The 14,195-nt window shown below is 67.6% G+C and carries 26 protein-coding genes; all 26 read left to right on the top strand.

Translation table 11 applies throughout. From position 1 onward, the window contains the following. Positions 1 to 48 precede the first annotated feature (48 nt). The 26 genes from tuf (at position 49) to rpsK (ending at position 14,101) form a co-directional block, all read left to right on the top strand. On the top strand, positions 49 to 1,239 hold the full coding sequence (gene tuf, locus J2S22_RS11520) for an elongation factor Tu (protein ID WP_272777759.1): 1,191 nt from the start codon (positions 49 to 51) through the stop codon (positions 1,237 to 1,239). A gap of 106 nt (positions 1,240 to 1,345) precedes the next feature. Then, positions 1,346 to 1,654: a 30S ribosomal protein S10 gene (gene rpsJ / locus J2S22_RS11515; protein ID WP_008385434.1), complete on the top strand. Its 309-nt coding sequence runs from the start codon at positions 1,346 to 1,348 to the stop codon at positions 1,652 to 1,654. Between the two features lie 37 nt (positions 1,655 to 1,691). Then, the gene (gene rplC / locus J2S22_RS11510) at positions 1,692 to 2,435 is read left to right on the top strand and encodes a 50S ribosomal protein L3 (protein WP_272777760.1); all 744 of its coding nucleotides are present in this window, start codon (positions 1,692 to 1,694) and stop codon (positions 2,433 to 2,435) included. Between the two features lies 1 nt (position 2,436). Beyond that, on the top strand, positions 2,437 to 3,057 hold the full coding sequence (gene rplD, locus J2S22_RS11505) for a 50S ribosomal protein L4 (protein WP_272777761.1): 621 nt from the start codon (positions 2,437 to 2,439) through the stop codon (positions 3,055 to 3,057). Further along, positions 3,054 to 3,353, top strand: coding sequence for a 50S ribosomal protein L23 (locus J2S22_RS11500; protein WP_272777762.1), 300 nt, complete (start codon positions 3,054 to 3,056; stop codon positions 3,351 to 3,353). Before rplD ends, J2S22_RS11500 begins: the two co-directional genes overlap by 4 nt. A gap of 10 nt (positions 3,354 to 3,363) precedes the next feature. Beyond that, a complete protein-coding gene (gene rplB, locus J2S22_RS11495; protein ID WP_272777763.1) occupies positions 3,364 to 4,200 on the top strand; it encodes a 50S ribosomal protein L2 in 837 nt (278 codons plus the stop codon). An 11-nt stretch (positions 4,201 to 4,211) separates the two neighbouring features. Next, positions 4,212 to 4,490, top strand: coding sequence for a 30S ribosomal protein S19 (gene rpsS, locus J2S22_RS11490; protein ID WP_272777764.1), 279 nt, complete (start codon positions 4,212 to 4,214; stop codon positions 4,488 to 4,490). Between the two features lie 16 nt (positions 4,491 to 4,506). After that, complete coding sequence (gene rplV, locus J2S22_RS11485) at positions 4,507 to 4,890, top strand: 50S ribosomal protein L22 (protein WP_272777765.1); 384 nt, start codon at positions 4,507 to 4,509, stop codon at positions 4,888 to 4,890. An 11-nt stretch (positions 4,891 to 4,901) separates the two neighbouring features. Then, complete coding sequence (rpsC, locus tag J2S22_RS11480; RefSeq protein ID WP_272777766.1) at positions 4,902 to 5,606, top strand: 30S ribosomal protein S3; 705 nt, start codon at positions 4,902 to 4,904, stop codon at positions 5,604 to 5,606. Positions 5,607 to 5,642: 36 nt separating this feature from the next. After that, a complete protein-coding gene (gene rplP / locus J2S22_RS11475; RefSeq protein ID WP_272777767.1) occupies positions 5,643 to 6,056 on the top strand; it encodes a 50S ribosomal protein L16 in 414 nt (137 codons plus the stop codon). Positions 6,057 to 6,070: 14 nt separating this feature from the next. Beyond that, positions 6,071 to 6,277 carry a 50S ribosomal protein L29 gene (gene rpmC / locus J2S22_RS11470; protein ID WP_272777768.1) on the top strand — a complete coding sequence of 69 codons (207 nt, stop codon included), beginning with the start codon at positions 6,071 to 6,073 and terminating at the stop codon, positions 6,275 to 6,277. 11 nt (positions 6,278 to 6,288) lie between these two features. Beyond that, entirely contained in the window at positions 6,289 to 6,534 is a 246-nt protein-coding gene (gene rpsQ, locus J2S22_RS11465; RefSeq protein ID WP_272777769.1) for a 30S ribosomal protein S17, read from the top strand. Between the two features lie 39 nt (positions 6,535 to 6,573). Further along, positions 6,574 to 6,942, top strand: coding sequence for a 50S ribosomal protein L14 (gene rplN, locus J2S22_RS11460; RefSeq protein WP_272777770.1), 369 nt, complete (start codon positions 6,574 to 6,576; stop codon positions 6,940 to 6,942). After that, positions 6,942 to 7,259 (top strand): 50S ribosomal protein L24, encoded by a 318-nt coding sequence (rplX, locus tag J2S22_RS11455; RefSeq protein WP_272777771.1) that lies wholly within the window; start codon positions 6,942 to 6,944, stop codon positions 7,257 to 7,259. The genes rplN and rplX overlap by 1 nt, the downstream gene beginning before the upstream one ends. Further along, the gene (gene rplE / locus J2S22_RS11450; protein ID WP_272777772.1) at positions 7,252 to 7,956 is read left to right on the top strand and encodes a 50S ribosomal protein L5; all 705 of its coding nucleotides are present in this window, start codon (positions 7,252 to 7,254) and stop codon (positions 7,954 to 7,956) included. The genes rplX and rplE overlap by 8 nt, the downstream gene beginning before the upstream one ends. A gap of 44 nt (positions 7,957 to 8,000) precedes the next feature. Beyond that, on the top strand, positions 8,001 to 8,306 hold the full coding sequence (rpsN, locus tag J2S22_RS11445; RefSeq protein ID WP_272777773.1) for a 30S ribosomal protein S14: 306 nt from the start codon (positions 8,001 to 8,003) through the stop codon (positions 8,304 to 8,306). A gap of 13 nt (positions 8,307 to 8,319) precedes the next feature. Next, positions 8,320 to 8,712 carry a 30S ribosomal protein S8 gene (rpsH, locus tag J2S22_RS11440; RefSeq protein WP_272777774.1) on the top strand — a complete coding sequence of 131 codons (393 nt, stop codon included), beginning with the start codon at positions 8,320 to 8,322 and terminating at the stop codon, positions 8,710 to 8,712. 10 nt (positions 8,713 to 8,722) lie between these two features. Beyond that, the gene (gene rplF / locus J2S22_RS11435; protein WP_272777775.1) at positions 8,723 to 9,256 is read left to right on the top strand and encodes a 50S ribosomal protein L6; all 534 of its coding nucleotides are present in this window, start codon (positions 8,723 to 8,725) and stop codon (positions 9,254 to 9,256) included. 11 nt (positions 9,257 to 9,267) lie between these two features. Then, the gene (gene rplR / locus J2S22_RS11430; RefSeq protein WP_272777776.1) at positions 9,268 to 9,630 is read left to right on the top strand and encodes a 50S ribosomal protein L18; all 363 of its coding nucleotides are present in this window, start codon (positions 9,268 to 9,270) and stop codon (positions 9,628 to 9,630) included. A gap of 39 nt (positions 9,631 to 9,669) precedes the next feature. Beyond that, complete coding sequence (gene rpsE / locus J2S22_RS11425; protein WP_272777777.1) at positions 9,670 to 10,224, top strand: 30S ribosomal protein S5; 555 nt, start codon at positions 9,670 to 9,672, stop codon at positions 10,222 to 10,224. A gap of 17 nt (positions 10,225 to 10,241) precedes the next feature. After that, complete coding sequence (rpmD, locus tag J2S22_RS11420) at positions 10,242 to 10,433, top strand: 50S ribosomal protein L30 (RefSeq protein WP_272777778.1); 192 nt, start codon at positions 10,242 to 10,244, stop codon at positions 10,431 to 10,433. Between the two features lie 97 nt (positions 10,434 to 10,530). After that, positions 10,531 to 11,019, top strand: a complete 489-nt coding sequence (gene rplO, locus J2S22_RS11415) for a 50S ribosomal protein L15 (RefSeq protein WP_272777779.1) — start codon at positions 10,531 to 10,533, stop codon at positions 11,017 to 11,019. A 62-nt stretch (positions 11,020 to 11,081) separates the two neighbouring features. Further along, positions 11,082 to 12,413, top strand: coding sequence for a preprotein translocase subunit SecY (gene secY / locus J2S22_RS11410; protein WP_272777780.1), 1,332 nt, complete (start codon positions 11,082 to 11,084; stop codon positions 12,411 to 12,413). Beyond that, on the top strand, positions 12,410 to 13,036 hold the full coding sequence (locus J2S22_RS11405; RefSeq protein WP_307155828.1) for an adenylate kinase: 627 nt from the start codon (positions 12,410 to 12,412) through the stop codon (positions 13,034 to 13,036). Before secY ends, J2S22_RS11405 begins: the two co-directional genes overlap by 4 nt. Before the next feature lie 237 nt (positions 13,037 to 13,273). Then, a complete protein-coding gene (gene rpsM / locus J2S22_RS11400) occupies positions 13,274 to 13,642 on the top strand; it encodes a 30S ribosomal protein S13 (RefSeq protein WP_272777781.1) in 369 nt (122 codons plus the stop codon). A 69-nt stretch (positions 13,643 to 13,711) separates the two neighbouring features. Then, a complete protein-coding gene (gene rpsK / locus J2S22_RS11395; RefSeq protein WP_111355850.1) occupies positions 13,712 to 14,101 on the top strand; it encodes a 30S ribosomal protein S11 in 390 nt (129 codons plus the stop codon). Positions 14,102 to 14,195 lie beyond the last annotated feature (94 nt).

Below are 14,195 nucleotides of genomic sequence, written 5' to 3'. Positions count from 1 at the left end.
CGCCACGACCGCAACGAAAGAGACGTCTAGAGGCAACGGAGAGTCCCGATGGCCAAAGAGAAGTTCGAACGTAACAAGCCGCACTGCAACATCGGCACGATTGGACACGTTGATCACGGCAAGACGACGCTGACCGCCGCGATCACGAAGGTCCTCGCCGAGACGGGCGGCGCGACGTTCACGGCCTACGACCAGATCGACAAGGCTCCGGAAGAGAAGGCGCGCGGCATCACCATCTCGACCGCGCACGTCGAGTACCAGACCCAGAAGCGCCATTACGCGCACGTCGACTGCCCCGGGCACGCCGACTACGTGAAGAACATGATCACCGGCGCGGCCCAGATGGACGGCGCGATCCTGGTCGTGTCGGCCGCCGACGGCCCGATGCCGCAGACCCGCGAGCACATCCTGCTCGCCCGCCAGGTCGGCGTTCCGGCGCTGGTCGTGTTCATGAACAAGGTCGACATGGTCGACGATCCGGAGCTGCTCGAGCTCGTCGAGCTCGAGGTCCGCGAGCTCCTCTCCAAGTACAATTTCCCGGGCGACAAGATCCCGATCATCAAGGGCTCGGCCCTGATGGCCCTCGAGGGCAAGGACGAGAAGCTCGGCAAGAACGCGATCCTCGAGCTGATGGCTGCGGTCGACGAGTACATCCCGCAGCCGGATCGTCCGAAGGACCAGCCCTTCCTGATGCCGGTCGAGGACGTGTTCTCGATCTCCGGCCGCGGCACCGTGGTGACCGGCCGTATCGAGCGCGGCATCATCAAGGTCGGCGAGGAAGTCGAGATCGTCGGCATCAAGCCGACCGTGAAGACCACCGTCACCGGCGTCGAGATGTTCCGCAAGCTGCTCGACCAGGGCGAGGCGGGCGACAACGTCGGCTGCCTGCTGCGCGGCACCAAGCGCGAGGACGTCGAGCGCGGCCAGGTGCTGTGCAAGCCGGGCTCGGTGAAGCCGCACACCAAGTTCAAGGCCGAGGCCTACATCCTCACCAAGGAGGAGGGCGGTCGTCACACGCCGTTCTTCACCAACTACCGCCCGCAGTTCTACTTCCGCACGACCGACGTGACCGGCGTCGTTCACCTGCCGGAAGGCACCGAGATGGTGATGCCGGGCGACAACATCGCCATGGAAGTGCACCTGATCGTGCCGATCGCCATGGAAGAGAAGCTGCGCTTCGCCATCCGCGAGGGTGGCCGCACGGTCGGCGCCGGCGTCGTCGCCAGCATCATCGAGTGAGCGGCGAATAGCGAATGGGGAGTAGCGACTGGCTCGCTACTCGCTACTCGCTACTCACTATTCGCCACTTGCAGTCGCTACTCGCGCCTATCGAGGCAGAGAGACAATGAACGGCCAGAACATCAGAATTCGCCTCAAGGCGTTCGATCACCGTATTCTCGACGCCTCGACGCGCGAGATCGTGGCGACGGCCAAGCGGACGGGCGCGCAGGTGCGCGGGCCGATCCCGCTGCCGACCAAGATCGAGAAGTTCACCGTCAATCGCTCGCCACACGTCGACAAGAAGAGCCGCGAGCAGTTCGAGATGCGCACCCACAAGCGGTTGCTCGACATCGTCGATCCGACTCCGCAGACCGTCGACGCCTTGATGAAGCTCGACCTCGCCGCCGGCGTGGACGTCGAGATCAAGCTCTAAGGCGCCGCACGGCAGAGCGCAGAAAAGGACGAGAACGATGCGTTCCGGTGTGATCGCACAAAAGGTCGGGATGACCCGCGTCTACACGGATGCGGGGGAGCACGTGCCCGTCACGGTGCTCAGGCTCGCGAACTGTCAGGTCGTGGCTCACCGCACCAAGGAAAAGAACGGCTACGTCGCCATGCAACTCGGCTCGGGCACCCGCAAGCCGAAGAACGTGACGAAGGCCGAGCGCGGCCACTTCGCCGTGGCGAAGGTCGAGCCGAAGCGCGAGGTGGTCGAGTTCCGCGTGAACGACGACGCGCTGATCCCGGTCGGCGCCGAGATCACGGCGGACCACTTCGTGGTCGGCCAGTTCGTCGACGTCACCGGCACCTCGATCGGCAAGGGCTTCGCCGGACCGATGAAGCGGTGGAACTTCGGCGGCCTGCGCGCGTCGCACGGCGTGTCGATCTCGCACCGTTCGCACGGTTCGACCGGCGGCCGTCAGGATCCCGGCAAGACCTTCAAGAACAAGAAGATGGCCGGCCATCTCGGCGTCGAGCGGGTCACCACCCTGAACCTCAAGGTGGTGCAGACCGACGTCGCCCGCGGCCTCATCCTGGTCGAGGGGGCGGTGCCGGGCGGCAAGGGCGGCTGGATCACGGTGCGCGACGCCGTGAAGAAGTCGCTGCCGAAGGACGCGCCGCGTCCGGGCAAGTTCCGCCTGCCGGCCGGCGACGGCGCGGCGAGCGACGCTGCCCCGGCGGCCGAGGCGTCCACGCCGGGCGAGGGAGCGTAAGATGGAATTCAAGGTCACCACCCTCGACGGCGAGACGTCGGGCTCGATCGAGCTCTCGGCCGAGATCTTCGGCCTGGAGCCGCGCGCCGACCTCATCCAGCGCTGCATCGTCTGGCAGCTGTCGCGTCGTCAGCGCGGCACCCACGCGGTCAAGAACCGCGCGGAGATCTGGCGGACCGGCAAGAAGATGTACAAGCAGAAGGGCACCGGCAGTGCCCGCCACGGCTCGGCCCGCGTGCCGCAGTTCCGGGGCGGCGGCCGCGCCTTCGGTCCGCAGGTCCGCAGCCACGCGATCGAGCTGCCCAAGAAGGTGCGGGCGCTCGCGCTGCGGCACGCCCTCTCGGCCAAGGCCAAGGACGGCGGCATCGTGGTGCTCGACCGGGCGGCGCTCGACGACGGCAAGACCAAGACGCTGAAGGCCCGGTTCGCGAAGCTCGGCGTGCAGAACGCGCTGATCATCGACGGCGCCGAGCTGGAGACCAAGTTCACGCTCGCGGCCCGGAACATTCCGAACATCGACGTGCTGCCGGTGCAGGGCATCAACGTCTACGACATCCTGCGTCGGAACACGCTCGTGCTGACGCGGGCCGCGGTCGATGCGCTGGAGGCGCGCTTCAAATGAGCACCAGGGACCCGCGCCACTACGACGTGATCGTCAACCCGATCATCACCGAGAAGGCGACCGTCGCGTCGGAGCACAACCAGGTGCTCTTCAACGTGCGCAAGACGGCGACCAAGCCGCAGATCAAGGACGCGGTGGAGAAGCTGTTCGACGTCAAGGTGAAGTCGGTCAACACGCTGATCCGCAAGGGCAAGCTGCGCCGCTTCCGGGGCGTCAAGGGCGAGACCTCGGACGTCAAGAAGGCGATCGTGACCCTCGAGGAGGGCCACCGGATCGACGTGACCACCGGGCTCTGAGGAAACGGCGATGGCACTCAAGACTTTCAAGCCGACGACCCCGGGCCAGCGCCAGCTCGTCCTGGTCGATCGTTCGGCGCTCTACAAGGGCAAGCCGGTCAAGGCGCTCACCGTGGGCAAGAGCTCCTCGGGCGGGCGCAACAACACCGGCCGCACCACGGTGCGGTTCCGCGGCGGCGGCCACAAGCAGTCGCTGCGCCTCGTCGACTTCAAGCGCGCGAAGCACGACCAGCCGGCGACCGTCGAGCGGATCGAGTACGATCCGGGCCGCTCGGCCTTCATCGCGCTGATCAAGTACCAGGACGGCGAGCTCGCCTACATCCTGGCGCCGCAGCGTCTCGGCCCCGGCGACACGGTCGTCTCCGGCGAGAAGGTCGACGTGAAGCCCGGCAACGCGATGCCGCTGGCCTCGATGCCGATCGGCACGATCGTGCACAACGTCGAGCTCAAGATCGGCAAGGGCGGGCAGATCGCGCGCTCGGCCGGCACCTACACGCAGATCGTCGGTCGCGACCGCGACTACGTCATCCTGCGCATGAACTCGGGAGAGCAGCGCCTGGTCCACGGCCGCTGCATGGCGACCGTCGGGGCGGTGTCCAACCCCGACCACATGAACACCTCGATCGGCAAGGCGGGACGGTCCCGCTGGCTCGGTCAGCGTCCGCACAATCGTGGCGTGACGATGAATCCGGTCGATCATCCGCACGGCGGCGGCGAAGGCCGCACCTCGGGCGGGCGGCATCCGGTGACTCCGTGGGGTTTCCCGACCAAGGGCAAGAAGACCCGGAAGAACAAGAGCACCACGAAGTTCATCGTTTCGAGCCGCCACGCGCGGAAGAAGAAGTAAGGAAGCACGAGATGGCGCGCTCCGTCTGGAAAGGCCCGTTCGTCGACGGCTATCTGCTCAAGAAGGCGGAAGCCGCCCGCTCGTCCGGCCGGCACGACGTGATCAAGATCTGGTCCCGGCGGTCGACGATTCTGCCGCAGTTCGTCGGGCTCACCTTCGGGGTCCACAACGGCCACAAGCACGTCCCGGTGCTGGTGACCGAGGAGATGGTCGGGCACAAGTTCGGCGAGTTCTCGCCGACCCGCACCTTCCACGGCCACTCCGGCGACAAGAAAGCCAAGCGGGCGTGAGCCGAGGAAACGAGAGATGAGCAAGACAGCACGTCCGCGGAGCCTCGCCGACAACGAGGCCAAGGCGGTCGCCCGGATGCTCCGGGTCTCGCCGCAGAAGCTCAACCTGGTCGCGCAGCTCATTCGCGGCAAGAAGGTGCAGACTGCGCTGGCGGACCTCGAGTTCTCCCGCAAGCGCATCGCGCGCGACGTCCGCAAGTGCCTGCAGTCGGCGATCGCCAACGCCGAGAACAACCACGATCTCGACATCGACGATCTCGTGGTGGCGCAGGCGCATGTCGGCAAGGCGCTGGTGATCAAGCGCTTCGTTCCGCGCGGCCGCGGCCGGTCGGGCAAGATCATGAAGCCGTTCTCGCACCTGACGATCGTCGTTCGTCAGGTCGAAGCCGCCGCATCGTAAGGAGAGGCCCCATGGGTCAGAAGGTCAATCCGATCGGGCTTCGCCTCGGGATCAACCGTACCTGGGACTCGCGCTGGTTCGCCGGCAAGAACGAGTACGGCAAGCTGATGCACGAGGACATGGCGATCCGCTCGGAGCTGCTCAAGCAGCTCAAGCAGGCGGCGGTCTCGCGCATCGTCATCGAGCGTCCGCACAAGAAGTGCCGCGTCACCATCCACTCGGCCCGGCCGGGCGTGGTGATCGGCAAGAAGGGCGCCGACATCGAGAAGCTCCGCCGCAAGGTGGCGGCGCTGACCAACTCGGACGTCGTGCTCAACATCGTCGAGATCCGCAAGCCGGAGCTCGACGCCCAGCTGGTCGCCGAGTCGATCGCCCAGCAGCTCGAGCGCCGCGTCGCGTTCCGCCGCGCCATGAAGCGCGCCGTGCAGTCGGCGATGCGCCTCGGCGCCGAGGGCATCCGCATCAACTGCTCCGGCCGGCTCGGCGGCGCCGAGATCGCCCGCATGGAGTGGTACCGCGAGGGCCGGGTGCCGCTGCACACGCTGCGCGCCGACGTCGACTACGGCGTCGCGACCGCGTTCACGACCTACGGCACCTGCGGCGTGAAGGTGTGGATCTTCAAGGGCGAGATCCTCGAGCACGATCCGATGGCGCAGGACAAGCGCGCGGCCGAGAGCGATGCGGGCGGCGGCCGTCCGCGGCGCGACGCGGCCTGACGCGCGGTCGCATAAGGACAAGAAAGGCGACGATCCATGCTGCAACCAGCGCGCACGAAGTTCCGCAAGGCGCACAAGGGACGCATCAAAGGTGTTGCGACCAGCGGCACGACCCTGGCCTTCGGCCAGTTCGGCCTGAAGGCGATGGCGCCGGAGCGGATCACGGCCCGCCAGATCGAGGCGGCCCGACGCGCGATGACGCGCCACATGAAGCGTGCCGGGCGGGTGTGGATCCGCATCTACCCGGACGTTCCGATCTCGAAGAAGCCGCTCGAGGTGCGTATGGGCTCCGGCAAGGGCGCCCCCGAGTACTGGGTGGCGCGCGTGAAGCCGGGCCGCATCCTGTTCGAGGTCGACGGCGTCACCAGCGAGGTCGCCCGCGAGGCGCTGACGCTGGCGGCCGCCAAGCTGCCGATCAAGACGCGCTTCATCGAGCGCATCGCCGAGTAGGGAGCGGAAACGCCATGGCCAAGATCGACGACTTCCGCACCATGACGGTCGACCAGCTCGACGACGAGCTGCTGCGCCTGAAGAAGGAGCAGTTCAACCTGCGCTTCCAGAAGGCGACGGGTCAGCTCGAGAACACCTCGCGGGTGCGGCAGGTCCGCCGCGACATCGCCCGGGTCAAGACGGTGGCGCAGACCAAGCGCGCAGCCGCCGGTACGAAGTAAGGAGAACGACGATGCCGAAGCGCATGCTGCAGGGTGTCGTGGTGGGCGACAAGCAGGACAAGACCGTCATCGTGCGGGTCGAGCGTCGTTTCACTCACCCGGTGATGAAGAAGACCGTCCGGCGCTCGAAGAAGTACCACGCGCACGACGAGACGAACCAGTACGCCGTGGGCGACACCGTGTGGATCGAGGAGCATCGTCCGATCTCCAAGCTGAAGCGGTGGGCTGTCGTCCAGGGCGAGAAGCGCGCGAAGTAAGCTCGCGCTGCAACACGAAAGAACAAGAGGCGGCTCATCATGATCCAGATGCAGACCAATCTCGACGTGGCGGACAATTCCGGCGCGCGCCGTGTCATGTGCATCAAGGTGCTGGGCGGCTCCAAGCGCAAGTACGCGACCATCGGGGACGTCATCGTGGTGTCCGTGAAGGAGGCGATCCCGCGCGGCCGCGTGAAGAAGGGCGACGTCATGAAGGCGGTCGTCGTCCGTGTGGCGAAGGACATTCGCCGTCCCGACGGTTCGGCGATCCGGTTCGACCGGAACGCCGCCGTGCTGATCAACGCCCAGATGGAGCCGGTCGGCACGCGCATCTTCGGCCCGGTGCCGCGCGAGCTGCGCGCCAAGAACCACATGAAGATCATTTCGCTCGCCCCGGAGGTCCTGTGATGGCTGCGAAGATCCGCAAGGGCGACAAGGTCGTCGTTCTCACCGGACGCGACAAGGGCCGCACCGGCGAGGTGATCGAGGTCCGCCCGACCGAGAACCGCGCCCTGGTGCGCGGCGTCAACATGGTCAAGCGTCACCAGCGCCAGTCCGCCCAGCAGGAGGGCGGCATCATCTCGAAAGAGGCGCCGGTGCATCTGTCCAACCTGGCGGTCGCCGATCCGAAGGACGGCAAGCCGACCCGCATCGGGTTCAAGATTCTGGCGGACGGCAAGAAGGTCCGCGTCGCCAAGCGTTCGGGAGCCGAGATCAATGGCTGAGGACAAGAAGGACGCCAAGAAGGGCGCCAAGCCGGACACGGGTGCGAAGGGCGCGAAGTCCGCGGCCCCGAACCCGAAGGCCGAGAAGGCCGCCGCCAAGGCCGCGAAGGCCACGGCTCCGAAGGGCGCCGTCGGCGCGGTGGAGGCGTTCAAGGGCCCGTCGCGCCTGCGCGTCCAGTACGACCAGGTGGTCAAGAAGAAGCTGACCGAGGAATTCGGTTACAAGAACCAGTTCCAGGTGCCGAAGATCACCAAGATCGTGATCAACATGGGCGTCGGCGAGGGCGTCAACGACCGCAAGAAGGTCGAGCAGGCGGCCGCCGACCTGGCGATGATCTCGGGCCAGCGGCCGGTCATCACCAAGGCGCGCAAGTCGATCGCGACCTTCAAGGTCCGCGAGGGCCAGGCGATCGGTTGCAAGGTCACGCTGCGCAAGGACCGGATGTACGAGTTCGTCGACCGGCTGATCAACATCGCGCTGCCGCGCGTCCGCGACTTCCGCGGGCTCAATCCGAAGAGCTTCGACGGCGGCGGCAACTACACGCTCGGGGTCAAGGAGCACATCATCTTCCCCGAGATCGACTACGACAAGGTCGCCGAGGTGTGGGGCATGGACATCACGGTCTGCACCACGGCGCGCAGCGACGCGGAGGGCCGTGCCCTCCTGGCCGCTTTCAATTTCCCGTTCCGGCAGTGAGAAGGGCCGAGCGTCCGTCTCAGACGCGGAGTTAGGAGCAGCGAATGGCGAAGAAGAGCTCTGTCGAGAAGAACGAGCACCGGCGCAAGCTCGTCGCCCAGCAGGCCGCGAAGCGCGCGCGCCTGAAGGCCGACGCCAACGACAAGTCCAAGCCGATGGAGGAGCGCTTCGCCGCGACCCTCAAGCTCGCGGAGATGCCGCGCAACGGCTCGAAGACCCGCATCCGCAACCGCTGCGAGGTGACGGGCCGTCCGCGCGCCTACTACCGCAAGCTGAAGATGAGCCGTATCGCGCTGCGCGAGCTCGGCTCCAAGGGCCTGATCCCGGGCCTCCTCAAGTCGAGCTGGTGAGGAGGGCGTCGCCATGAACGATCCGATCGGCGATATGATCACACGCATCCGCAACGCGCAGCTGCGCGCCAAGTCGCGGGTCTCGACCCCCGGCTCGAAGCTGCGGGCGAGCGTGCTCGAGGTCCTCAAGAGCGAGGGCTACATCCGCGACTTCTCGACCACCGAGCACGCCGACGGCCGCACGGAGTTCGAGATCGAGCTGAAGTATTTCGACGGCACCCCGGTGATCCGCGAGATCGCCCGCGTGTCGAAGCCCGGGCGGCGCGTCTACGCCTCGGTGAAGGCGCTGCCGCGGGTCAACAACGGCCTCGGCGTCGCCATCGTCTCGACCCCGAAGGGCGTCATGGCCGACCACGCCGCGCGCGACGCGAACGTGGGCGGCGAGATCCTCTGCACCGTGTTCTAAGGGAGCCGGCATGTCTCGCATCGGCAAGAAGGCGGTGCCGGTTCCGTCCGGAGTCACCGCCAACATCGACGGGCAGACCGTCAAGGCCAAGGGGCCCAAGGGCGCGCTGCAGCTCGTGCTTCCCGACGACATCGTCGTGAAGATGGAGCAGGGCGCCGTGAAGGTCGATCCGCGCAACGAGACCAAGCGGGCGCGCTCCATGTGGGGCACCTCGCGCACGCTGGTGTCGAACCTGTTCACCGGCGTCAGCAAGGGTTTCGAGCAGAAGCTCGAGATCGTCGGCGTCGGCTACCGTGCCGCCGTGCAGGGCAAGAACCTGCAGGTCGCGCTCGGCTTCAGCCACGACGTGATCTACCCGATCCCCGAGGGGATCGCGATCGCGACGCCGAAGCCCACCGAGGTGGTGATCTCCGGGATCGACAAGCAGAAGGTCGGTCAGGTCGCCGCCGAGATCCGGGCGTTCCGTCCGCCGGAGCCCTACAAGGGCAAGGGCGTCAAGTACGCCGGCGAGTACATCTTCCGCAAGGAAGGCAAGAAGAAATAGCGGAGCGCACGATGACCAGGCTCAATATCAAGACGGCACGGCGCACCAGCCGGGTCCGCCGGGCCATCAAGGCGGCAGCCGGCGACCGGCTGCGGCTCTCGGTGTTCCGTTCGTCGCAGCACATCTACGCCCAGGTCATCGACGACCTGAAGGGCGTGACGGTGGCGGCCGCCTCGACGCTCGAGAAGGACCTCCGGTCCAGCCTCAAGACCGGGGCCGACAAGGACGCGGCCAAGGTCGTCGGCAAGCTGATCGCCGAGCGGGCGGTCGCCAAGGGCGTCAAGGACGTGGTCTTCGACCGCGGCGGCTACATCTATCACGGCCGCGTCAAGGCGCTGGCCGACGGCGCCCGCGAGGGCGGGCTGAATTTCTAAGGGCGATGACGGGCGATCGCCCGAGGGAGATGGTTTCTCATGGCACGTGAACACGGACGCGACCGCGAGGAGCGGGACAGCGAGTTCACCGACAAGCTGGTCCACATCAACCGCGTCGCCAAGGTGGTGAAGGGCGGCCGGCGCTTCGGCTTCGCGGCGCTGGTGGTGGTCGGCGACCAGAAGGGCCGGGTCGGCTTCGGCCACGGCAAGGCCCGCGAGGTGCCGGAGGCGATCCGCAAGGCGACCGACGCGGCCAAGCGCGGCCTCATCCGGGTGCCGCTGCGCGAGGGCCGGACCCTGCACCACGACGTGGCGGGCCGCCACGGCGCCGGCAAGGTCTATCTGCGCGCCGCGCCGGCCGGCACCGGCATCATCGCGGGCGGCCCGATGCGCGCCGTCTTCGAGACGCTGGGCATGCAGGACGTGGTGGCGAAGTCGCTCGGCTCGTCGAACCCGTACAACATGGTGCGGGCGACCTTCGACGCCCTGAAGCACCAGGATTCGCCGCGCTCGGTCGCGGCCCGGCGCAACATCAAGGTGTCCGCCCTGCAGTCCCGTCGTCGCGAAGGCGCCGACGAGACGGTCAGCGACTGACGGCCGGGAGAGCGAGCATGGCGAGCGATACCAAGACCCTCAAGGTCCAGCAGACCGGCAGCCCGATCCGCCGGCGGCACGACCAGCGCGAGACCCTGATCGGCCTCGGCCTCAACCGCATCGGCCGCGTGTCGGAGCTCGAGGACACGCCGTCGGTCCGCGGGATGATCAGCAAGGTGCACCACCTGGTCCGGGTGGTCGAAGAGTGAGACTGGTCGCGGCCGGGCATCGTCCCGGCCGGTCGGGCTGCCCGGCGAGGGCGCCGTGATCGACCCGCGCGACCCCCGAAGAGACCGAGGAACTGTCATGAAGCTCAACGAGATCGCCGACAAGCCCGGCGCCCGCAAGTCGCGCATGCGCGTCGGCCGCGGCATCGGCTCCGGCAAGGGCAAGACCGGCGGCCGCGGCGGCAAGGGCCAGACCGCCCGCACCGGCGTCGCCATCAAGGGGTTCGAGGGCGGCCAGATGCCGCTGCATCGGCGCCTGCCGAAGCGCGGCTTTAACAACATCTTCGCCCTGACCCTGAACGAGGTGAATCTCGGCCGGGTTCAGCAGGCGGTCGACAAGGGCCGGCTCGATCCGGCCGCCGTGGTCGACGTCGACGCGCTGGTCAAGGCCGGGGTGCTGCGCCGCGCGCGCGACGGCGTCCGCCTGCTCGGCAACGGCGAGCTGACCAGCAAGCTGCAGTTCGAGGTCTACGGGGCGTCGGCCTCGGCGGTCGCGGCGGTCGAGAAGCTCGGCGGCAGCGTGAAGGTTCTGGCGCCTCGCAAAGAGGCGGGCGAACAGGTCGGCTGATCCCTATATAGCGGGAACGCCGGCCGGGCGACGCCGCCGGGAGCGGCAACCGGAGCCTCGACATGGTTTCTGCAGCAGAGCAACTGGCAGCCAATCTCAACTTCTCGGCCCTCGCCAAGGCCGAGGAGCTCAAGAAGCGTATCTGGTTCACGCTCGGGGCGCTGCTGGTCTACCGGCTCGGCACCTACATCCCGCTGCCGGGCATCGACCCCGGCCAGTGGGAGCAGATCTTCCGCACGCAGGCGGGCGGAATCCTCGGCATGTTCAACATGTTCGCGGGCGGCGGCATCCACCGGATGGCGATCTTCGCCCTCAACATCATGCCGTACATCTCGGCCTCGATCATCATCCAGCTGCTGACCACGGTCTCGCCGACGCTGGAGAACCTCAAGAAGGAAGGCGAGCAGGGCCGCAAGGTCATCAACCAGTACACCCGCTATCTCACCGTCGTGCTGTCGGTCTTCCAGGCCTACGGCATCTCGGTCGGGCTGGAGGGGGCGGGCTCGGTGGTCACCGATCCGGGCTGGTTCTTCCGCATCTCCACGGTCATCACCCTGACCGGCGGCACCATGTTCCTGATGTGGCTCGGCGAGCAGATCACGGCGCGCGGCATCGGCAACGGCATCTCGCTGATCATCCTGGCCGGCATCGTGGCGGAGCTGCCCGGGGCGCTGGTCGGCATGTTCGAGCTCGGCCGCCAGGGCGCCCTGTCGACCGGCGTGATCCTGCTGATCATGGTCATGGCGGTGGTGGTCATCGGCTTCATCGTGTTCATGGAGCGGGCCCAGCGCCGGCTGCTGATCCAGTATCCCAAGCGCCAGGTCGGCAACCGCATGTTCGAGGGCCAGACCTCGCACCTGCCGCTGAAGCTCAACACCTCGGGCGTCATTCCGCCGATCTTCGCCTCGTCGCTGCTGCTGCTGCCGACCACGGTCGCCAACCTCAACGCGGGGCAGGGGCCGGAGTGGCTGAACATCATCACGACGCAGCTCGGCCACGGCCGTCCGCTGTTCCTGGTGCTCTATATCGGCCTGATCGTGTTCTTCGCCTTCTTCTACACGGCCATCGTGTTCAACCCGACCGAGACGGCCGACAACCTGAAGAAGCACGGCGGCTTCATCCCGGGCATCCGTCCGGGCGAGCGGACCGCCGAGTACATCGACCACGTGCTGTCGCGCATCACCGTGGTCGGCGCCGCCTATCTGGCGGTGGTCTGCCTGATCCCGGAGATCCTGATCTCCTACGCCGCGGTGCCGTTCTACTTCGGCGGCACCTCGCTCCTGATCGTGGTCAGCGTCACCATGGACACGGTCGCGCAGATCCAGGGCTATCTGCTGGCCCACCAGTACGAGGGCCTGATCAAGAAGTCCAAGCTGAGAGGTCGACGTCGATGAGACTGATCCTTCTCGGACCGCCGGGCGCCGGCAAGGGCACCCAGGCCCAGCACCTGGTCCAGGCCTGGTCGATCGTCCAGCTCTCGACCGGGGACATGCTGCGGGCCGCCGTCAAGGCCGGCACCCCGGTCGGGCTGAAGGCCAAGGACATCATGGCGCGCGGCGAGCTCGTCCCGGACGCCGTGGTGGTCGCCATCGTGGCCGACCGGATCAGCGAGCCGGACGCCGCCAACGGCTTCATCCTCGACGGCTTCCCGCGGACGGTTCCGCAGGCCGAGGCACTGGAGACGATGCTGGCCGAGAAGGGCCTGTCGCTCGACGCCGTGGTCGAGCTCAAGGTCGACGAGAAGGCGCTGCTCGACCGGGTCGAGAAGCGGGTGCGCGAGATGACGGCCCGGGGCGAGCCCCTGCGGGCCGACGACAATGCCGAGGCCCTCAAGACCCGGCTGGAGGCCTACCGGTCCCAGACGGCGCCGCTCGCGGCGTACTACGAGGGCAAGGGAAAGTTGCGGACGATCGACGGCATGGCGCCCATCGCGGACGTCAGCCGGGCGATCGACGCGGTGCTGAAGGCAGCAGTCGGGGACAGCCGATCCACCCCGGCGGCGGTAAGCCAAGGCTGACCGGGACGGTCCGGACCGGCATCGGCCGGCCGGGCAGGCCCGGGCAGGCGCCGGCAGGGCGCGCAGAGGTTGACGGGTTCCCTCGGAATCCGTACATACTGCGTTCCCAGTCGGAAGAACTCATGGACGGCGCCGCGCCCCGGAGGTCGGGGAATGGCGTCGTTTTCGCGCTTATCGGCGGCGCGGAGACCGATTCGTTTTAACCGGCCTGAGCCGGGGGAAGAAGGAGCTGCGGCCTTGGCCCGTATCGCTGGCGTCAACATTCCGACCAATAAGCGCGTGCTCATTGGTCTGCAGTACATCCACGGGATCGGGGCCGCGAAGGCCCAGGAGATCGTCGAGAAGGTCGGGATCCCGGTCGAGCGCCGCGTGTCGCAGCTGACCGACAACGAGGTGCTGCAGATCCGCGAGGTGATCGACCGCGACTACCTCGTCGAGGGCGATCTGCGGCGCGAGGTCTCCATGAACATCAAGCGGCTGATGGATCTCGGCTGCTACCGCGGCCTGCGCCACCGGCGCGGCCTGCCGGTGCGCGGCCAGCGCACCCACACCAATGCGCGGACCCGCAAGGGCCCGGCGAAGCCGATCGCCGGCAAGAAGAAGTAAGCGAGAGCCGCAGGCCTCAGGGATACTTGACGGGCCGGGCGCGCCAGCCTGGCCGCAGAAGGGTCGACAATGGGAAAAGAAGCCACCCGCGTCCGCCGCCGCGAGCGCAAGAACATCGCCTCCGGCGTCGCGCACGTGAACGCGTCGTTCAACAACACGATGATCACCATCACGGACGCTCAGGGCAACGCGATCGCGTGGTCGTCGGCCGGCACGATGGGCTTCAAGGGCTCGCGCAAGTCGACCCCCTACGCGGCCCAGATCGCCGCCGAGGATTGCGCCCGCAAGGCCCAGGAGCACGGCATGCGGACCCTCGAGGTCGAGGTCGCCGGCCCCGGCTCGGGCCGCGAGTCGGCGCTCCGTGCGCTGCAGTCGGCCGGGTTCACCATCACGTCGATCCGCGACGTGACGCCGATCCCGCACAACGGCTGCCGGCCGCGCAAGCGTCGGCGCGTCTGACGGATTCATCGCTCCGGCGGACCGTTGCGGTCCGTCGCCGCCATTTTCGTCCCGCGGGCGGAGCGGGACGCGCGGCGTAAATTCCCCCGCGCCA

Origin of the sequence: Rhodoplanes tepidamans, from assembly GCF_030813915.1 — a bacterium.
In the GTDB taxonomy this organism is placed as follows: domain Bacteria; phylum Pseudomonadota; class Alphaproteobacteria; order Rhizobiales; family Xanthobacteraceae; genus Rhodoplanes; species Rhodoplanes tepidamans.
The sequence above is the reverse complement of the archived record's forward strand: the minus strand, read 5'-3'. Positions and strand labels throughout refer to the sequence as shown.

What these genes read in the sequence shown, in the direction of transcription:
- rplF (WP_272777775.1), top strand. Translation starts at nt 8,723, where the DNA reads ATGTCTCGCATCGGCAAGAAGGCGGTGCCGGTTCCGTCCGGAGTCACC.
- rpsS (WP_272777764.1), top strand. Translation starts at nt 4,212, where the DNA reads ATGGCGCGCTCCGTCTGGAAAGGCCCGTTCGTCGACGGCTATCTGCTC.
- rpsQ (WP_272777769.1), top strand. Translation starts at nt 6,289, where the DNA reads ATGCCGAAGCGCATGCTGCAGGGTGTCGTGGTGGGCGACAAGCAGGAC.
- rpsJ (WP_008385434.1), top strand. Translation starts at nt 1,346, where the DNA reads ATGAACGGCCAGAACATCAGAATTCGCCTCAAGGCGTTCGATCACCGT.
- rplN (WP_272777770.1), top strand. Translation starts at nt 6,574, where the DNA reads ATGATCCAGATGCAGACCAATCTCGACGTGGCGGACAATTCCGGCGCG.
- rplO (WP_272777779.1), top strand. Translation starts at nt 10,531, where the DNA reads ATGAAGCTCAACGAGATCGCCGACAAGCCCGGCGCCCGCAAGTCGCGC.
- rplR (WP_272777776.1), top strand. Translation starts at nt 9,268, where the DNA reads ATGACCAGGCTCAATATCAAGACGGCACGGCGCACCAGCCGGGTCCGC.
- rpsH (WP_272777774.1), top strand. Translation starts at nt 8,320, where the DNA reads ATGAACGATCCGATCGGCGATATGATCACACGCATCCGCAACGCGCAG.
- rpmD (WP_272777778.1), top strand. Translation starts at nt 10,242, where the DNA reads ATGGCGAGCGATACCAAGACCCTCAAGGTCCAGCAGACCGGCAGCCCG.
- rplC (WP_272777760.1), top strand. Translation starts at nt 1,692, where the DNA reads ATGCGTTCCGGTGTGATCGCACAAAAGGTCGGGATGACCCGCGTCTAC.
- rpsK (WP_111355850.1), top strand. Translation starts at nt 13,712, where the DNA reads ATGGGAAAAGAAGCCACCCGCGTCCGCCGCCGCGAGCGCAAGAACATC.
- J2S22_RS11500 (WP_272777762.1), top strand. Translation starts at nt 3,054, where the DNA reads ATGAGCACCAGGGACCCGCGCCACTACGACGTGATCGTCAACCCGATC.
- rpmC (WP_272777768.1), top strand. Translation starts at nt 6,071, where the DNA reads ATGGCCAAGATCGACGACTTCCGCACCATGACGGTCGACCAGCTCGAC.
- J2S22_RS11405 (WP_307155828.1), top strand. Translation starts at nt 12,410, where the DNA reads ATGAGACTGATCCTTCTCGGACCGCCGGGCGCCGGCAAGGGCACCCAG.
- rplX (WP_272777771.1), top strand. Translation starts at nt 6,942, where the DNA reads ATGGCTGCGAAGATCCGCAAGGGCGACAAGGTCGTCGTTCTCACCGGA.
- rplB (WP_272777763.1), top strand. Translation starts at nt 3,364, where the DNA reads ATGGCACTCAAGACTTTCAAGCCGACGACCCCGGGCCAGCGCCAGCTC.
- rpsE (WP_272777777.1), top strand. Translation starts at nt 9,670, where the DNA reads ATGGCACGTGAACACGGACGCGACCGCGAGGAGCGGGACAGCGAGTTC.
- rpsC (WP_272777766.1), top strand. Translation starts at nt 4,902, where the DNA reads ATGGGTCAGAAGGTCAATCCGATCGGGCTTCGCCTCGGGATCAACCGT.
- rplD (WP_272777761.1), top strand. Translation starts at nt 2,437, where the DNA reads ATGGAATTCAAGGTCACCACCCTCGACGGCGAGACGTCGGGCTCGATC.
- secY (WP_272777780.1), top strand. Translation starts at nt 11,082, where the DNA reads ATGGTTTCTGCAGCAGAGCAACTGGCAGCCAATCTCAACTTCTCGGCC.
- rplV (WP_272777765.1), top strand. Translation starts at nt 4,507, where the DNA reads ATGAGCAAGACAGCACGTCCGCGGAGCCTCGCCGACAACGAGGCCAAG.
- rplP (WP_272777767.1), top strand. Translation starts at nt 5,643, where the DNA reads ATGCTGCAACCAGCGCGCACGAAGTTCCGCAAGGCGCACAAGGGACGC.
- rplE (WP_272777772.1), top strand. Translation starts at nt 7,252, where the DNA reads ATGGCTGAGGACAAGAAGGACGCCAAGAAGGGCGCCAAGCCGGACACG.
- tuf (WP_272777759.1), top strand. Translation starts at nt 49, where the DNA reads ATGGCCAAAGAGAAGTTCGAACGTAACAAGCCGCACTGCAACATCGGC.
- rpsN (WP_272777773.1), top strand. Translation starts at nt 8,001, where the DNA reads ATGGCGAAGAAGAGCTCTGTCGAGAAGAACGAGCACCGGCGCAAGCTC.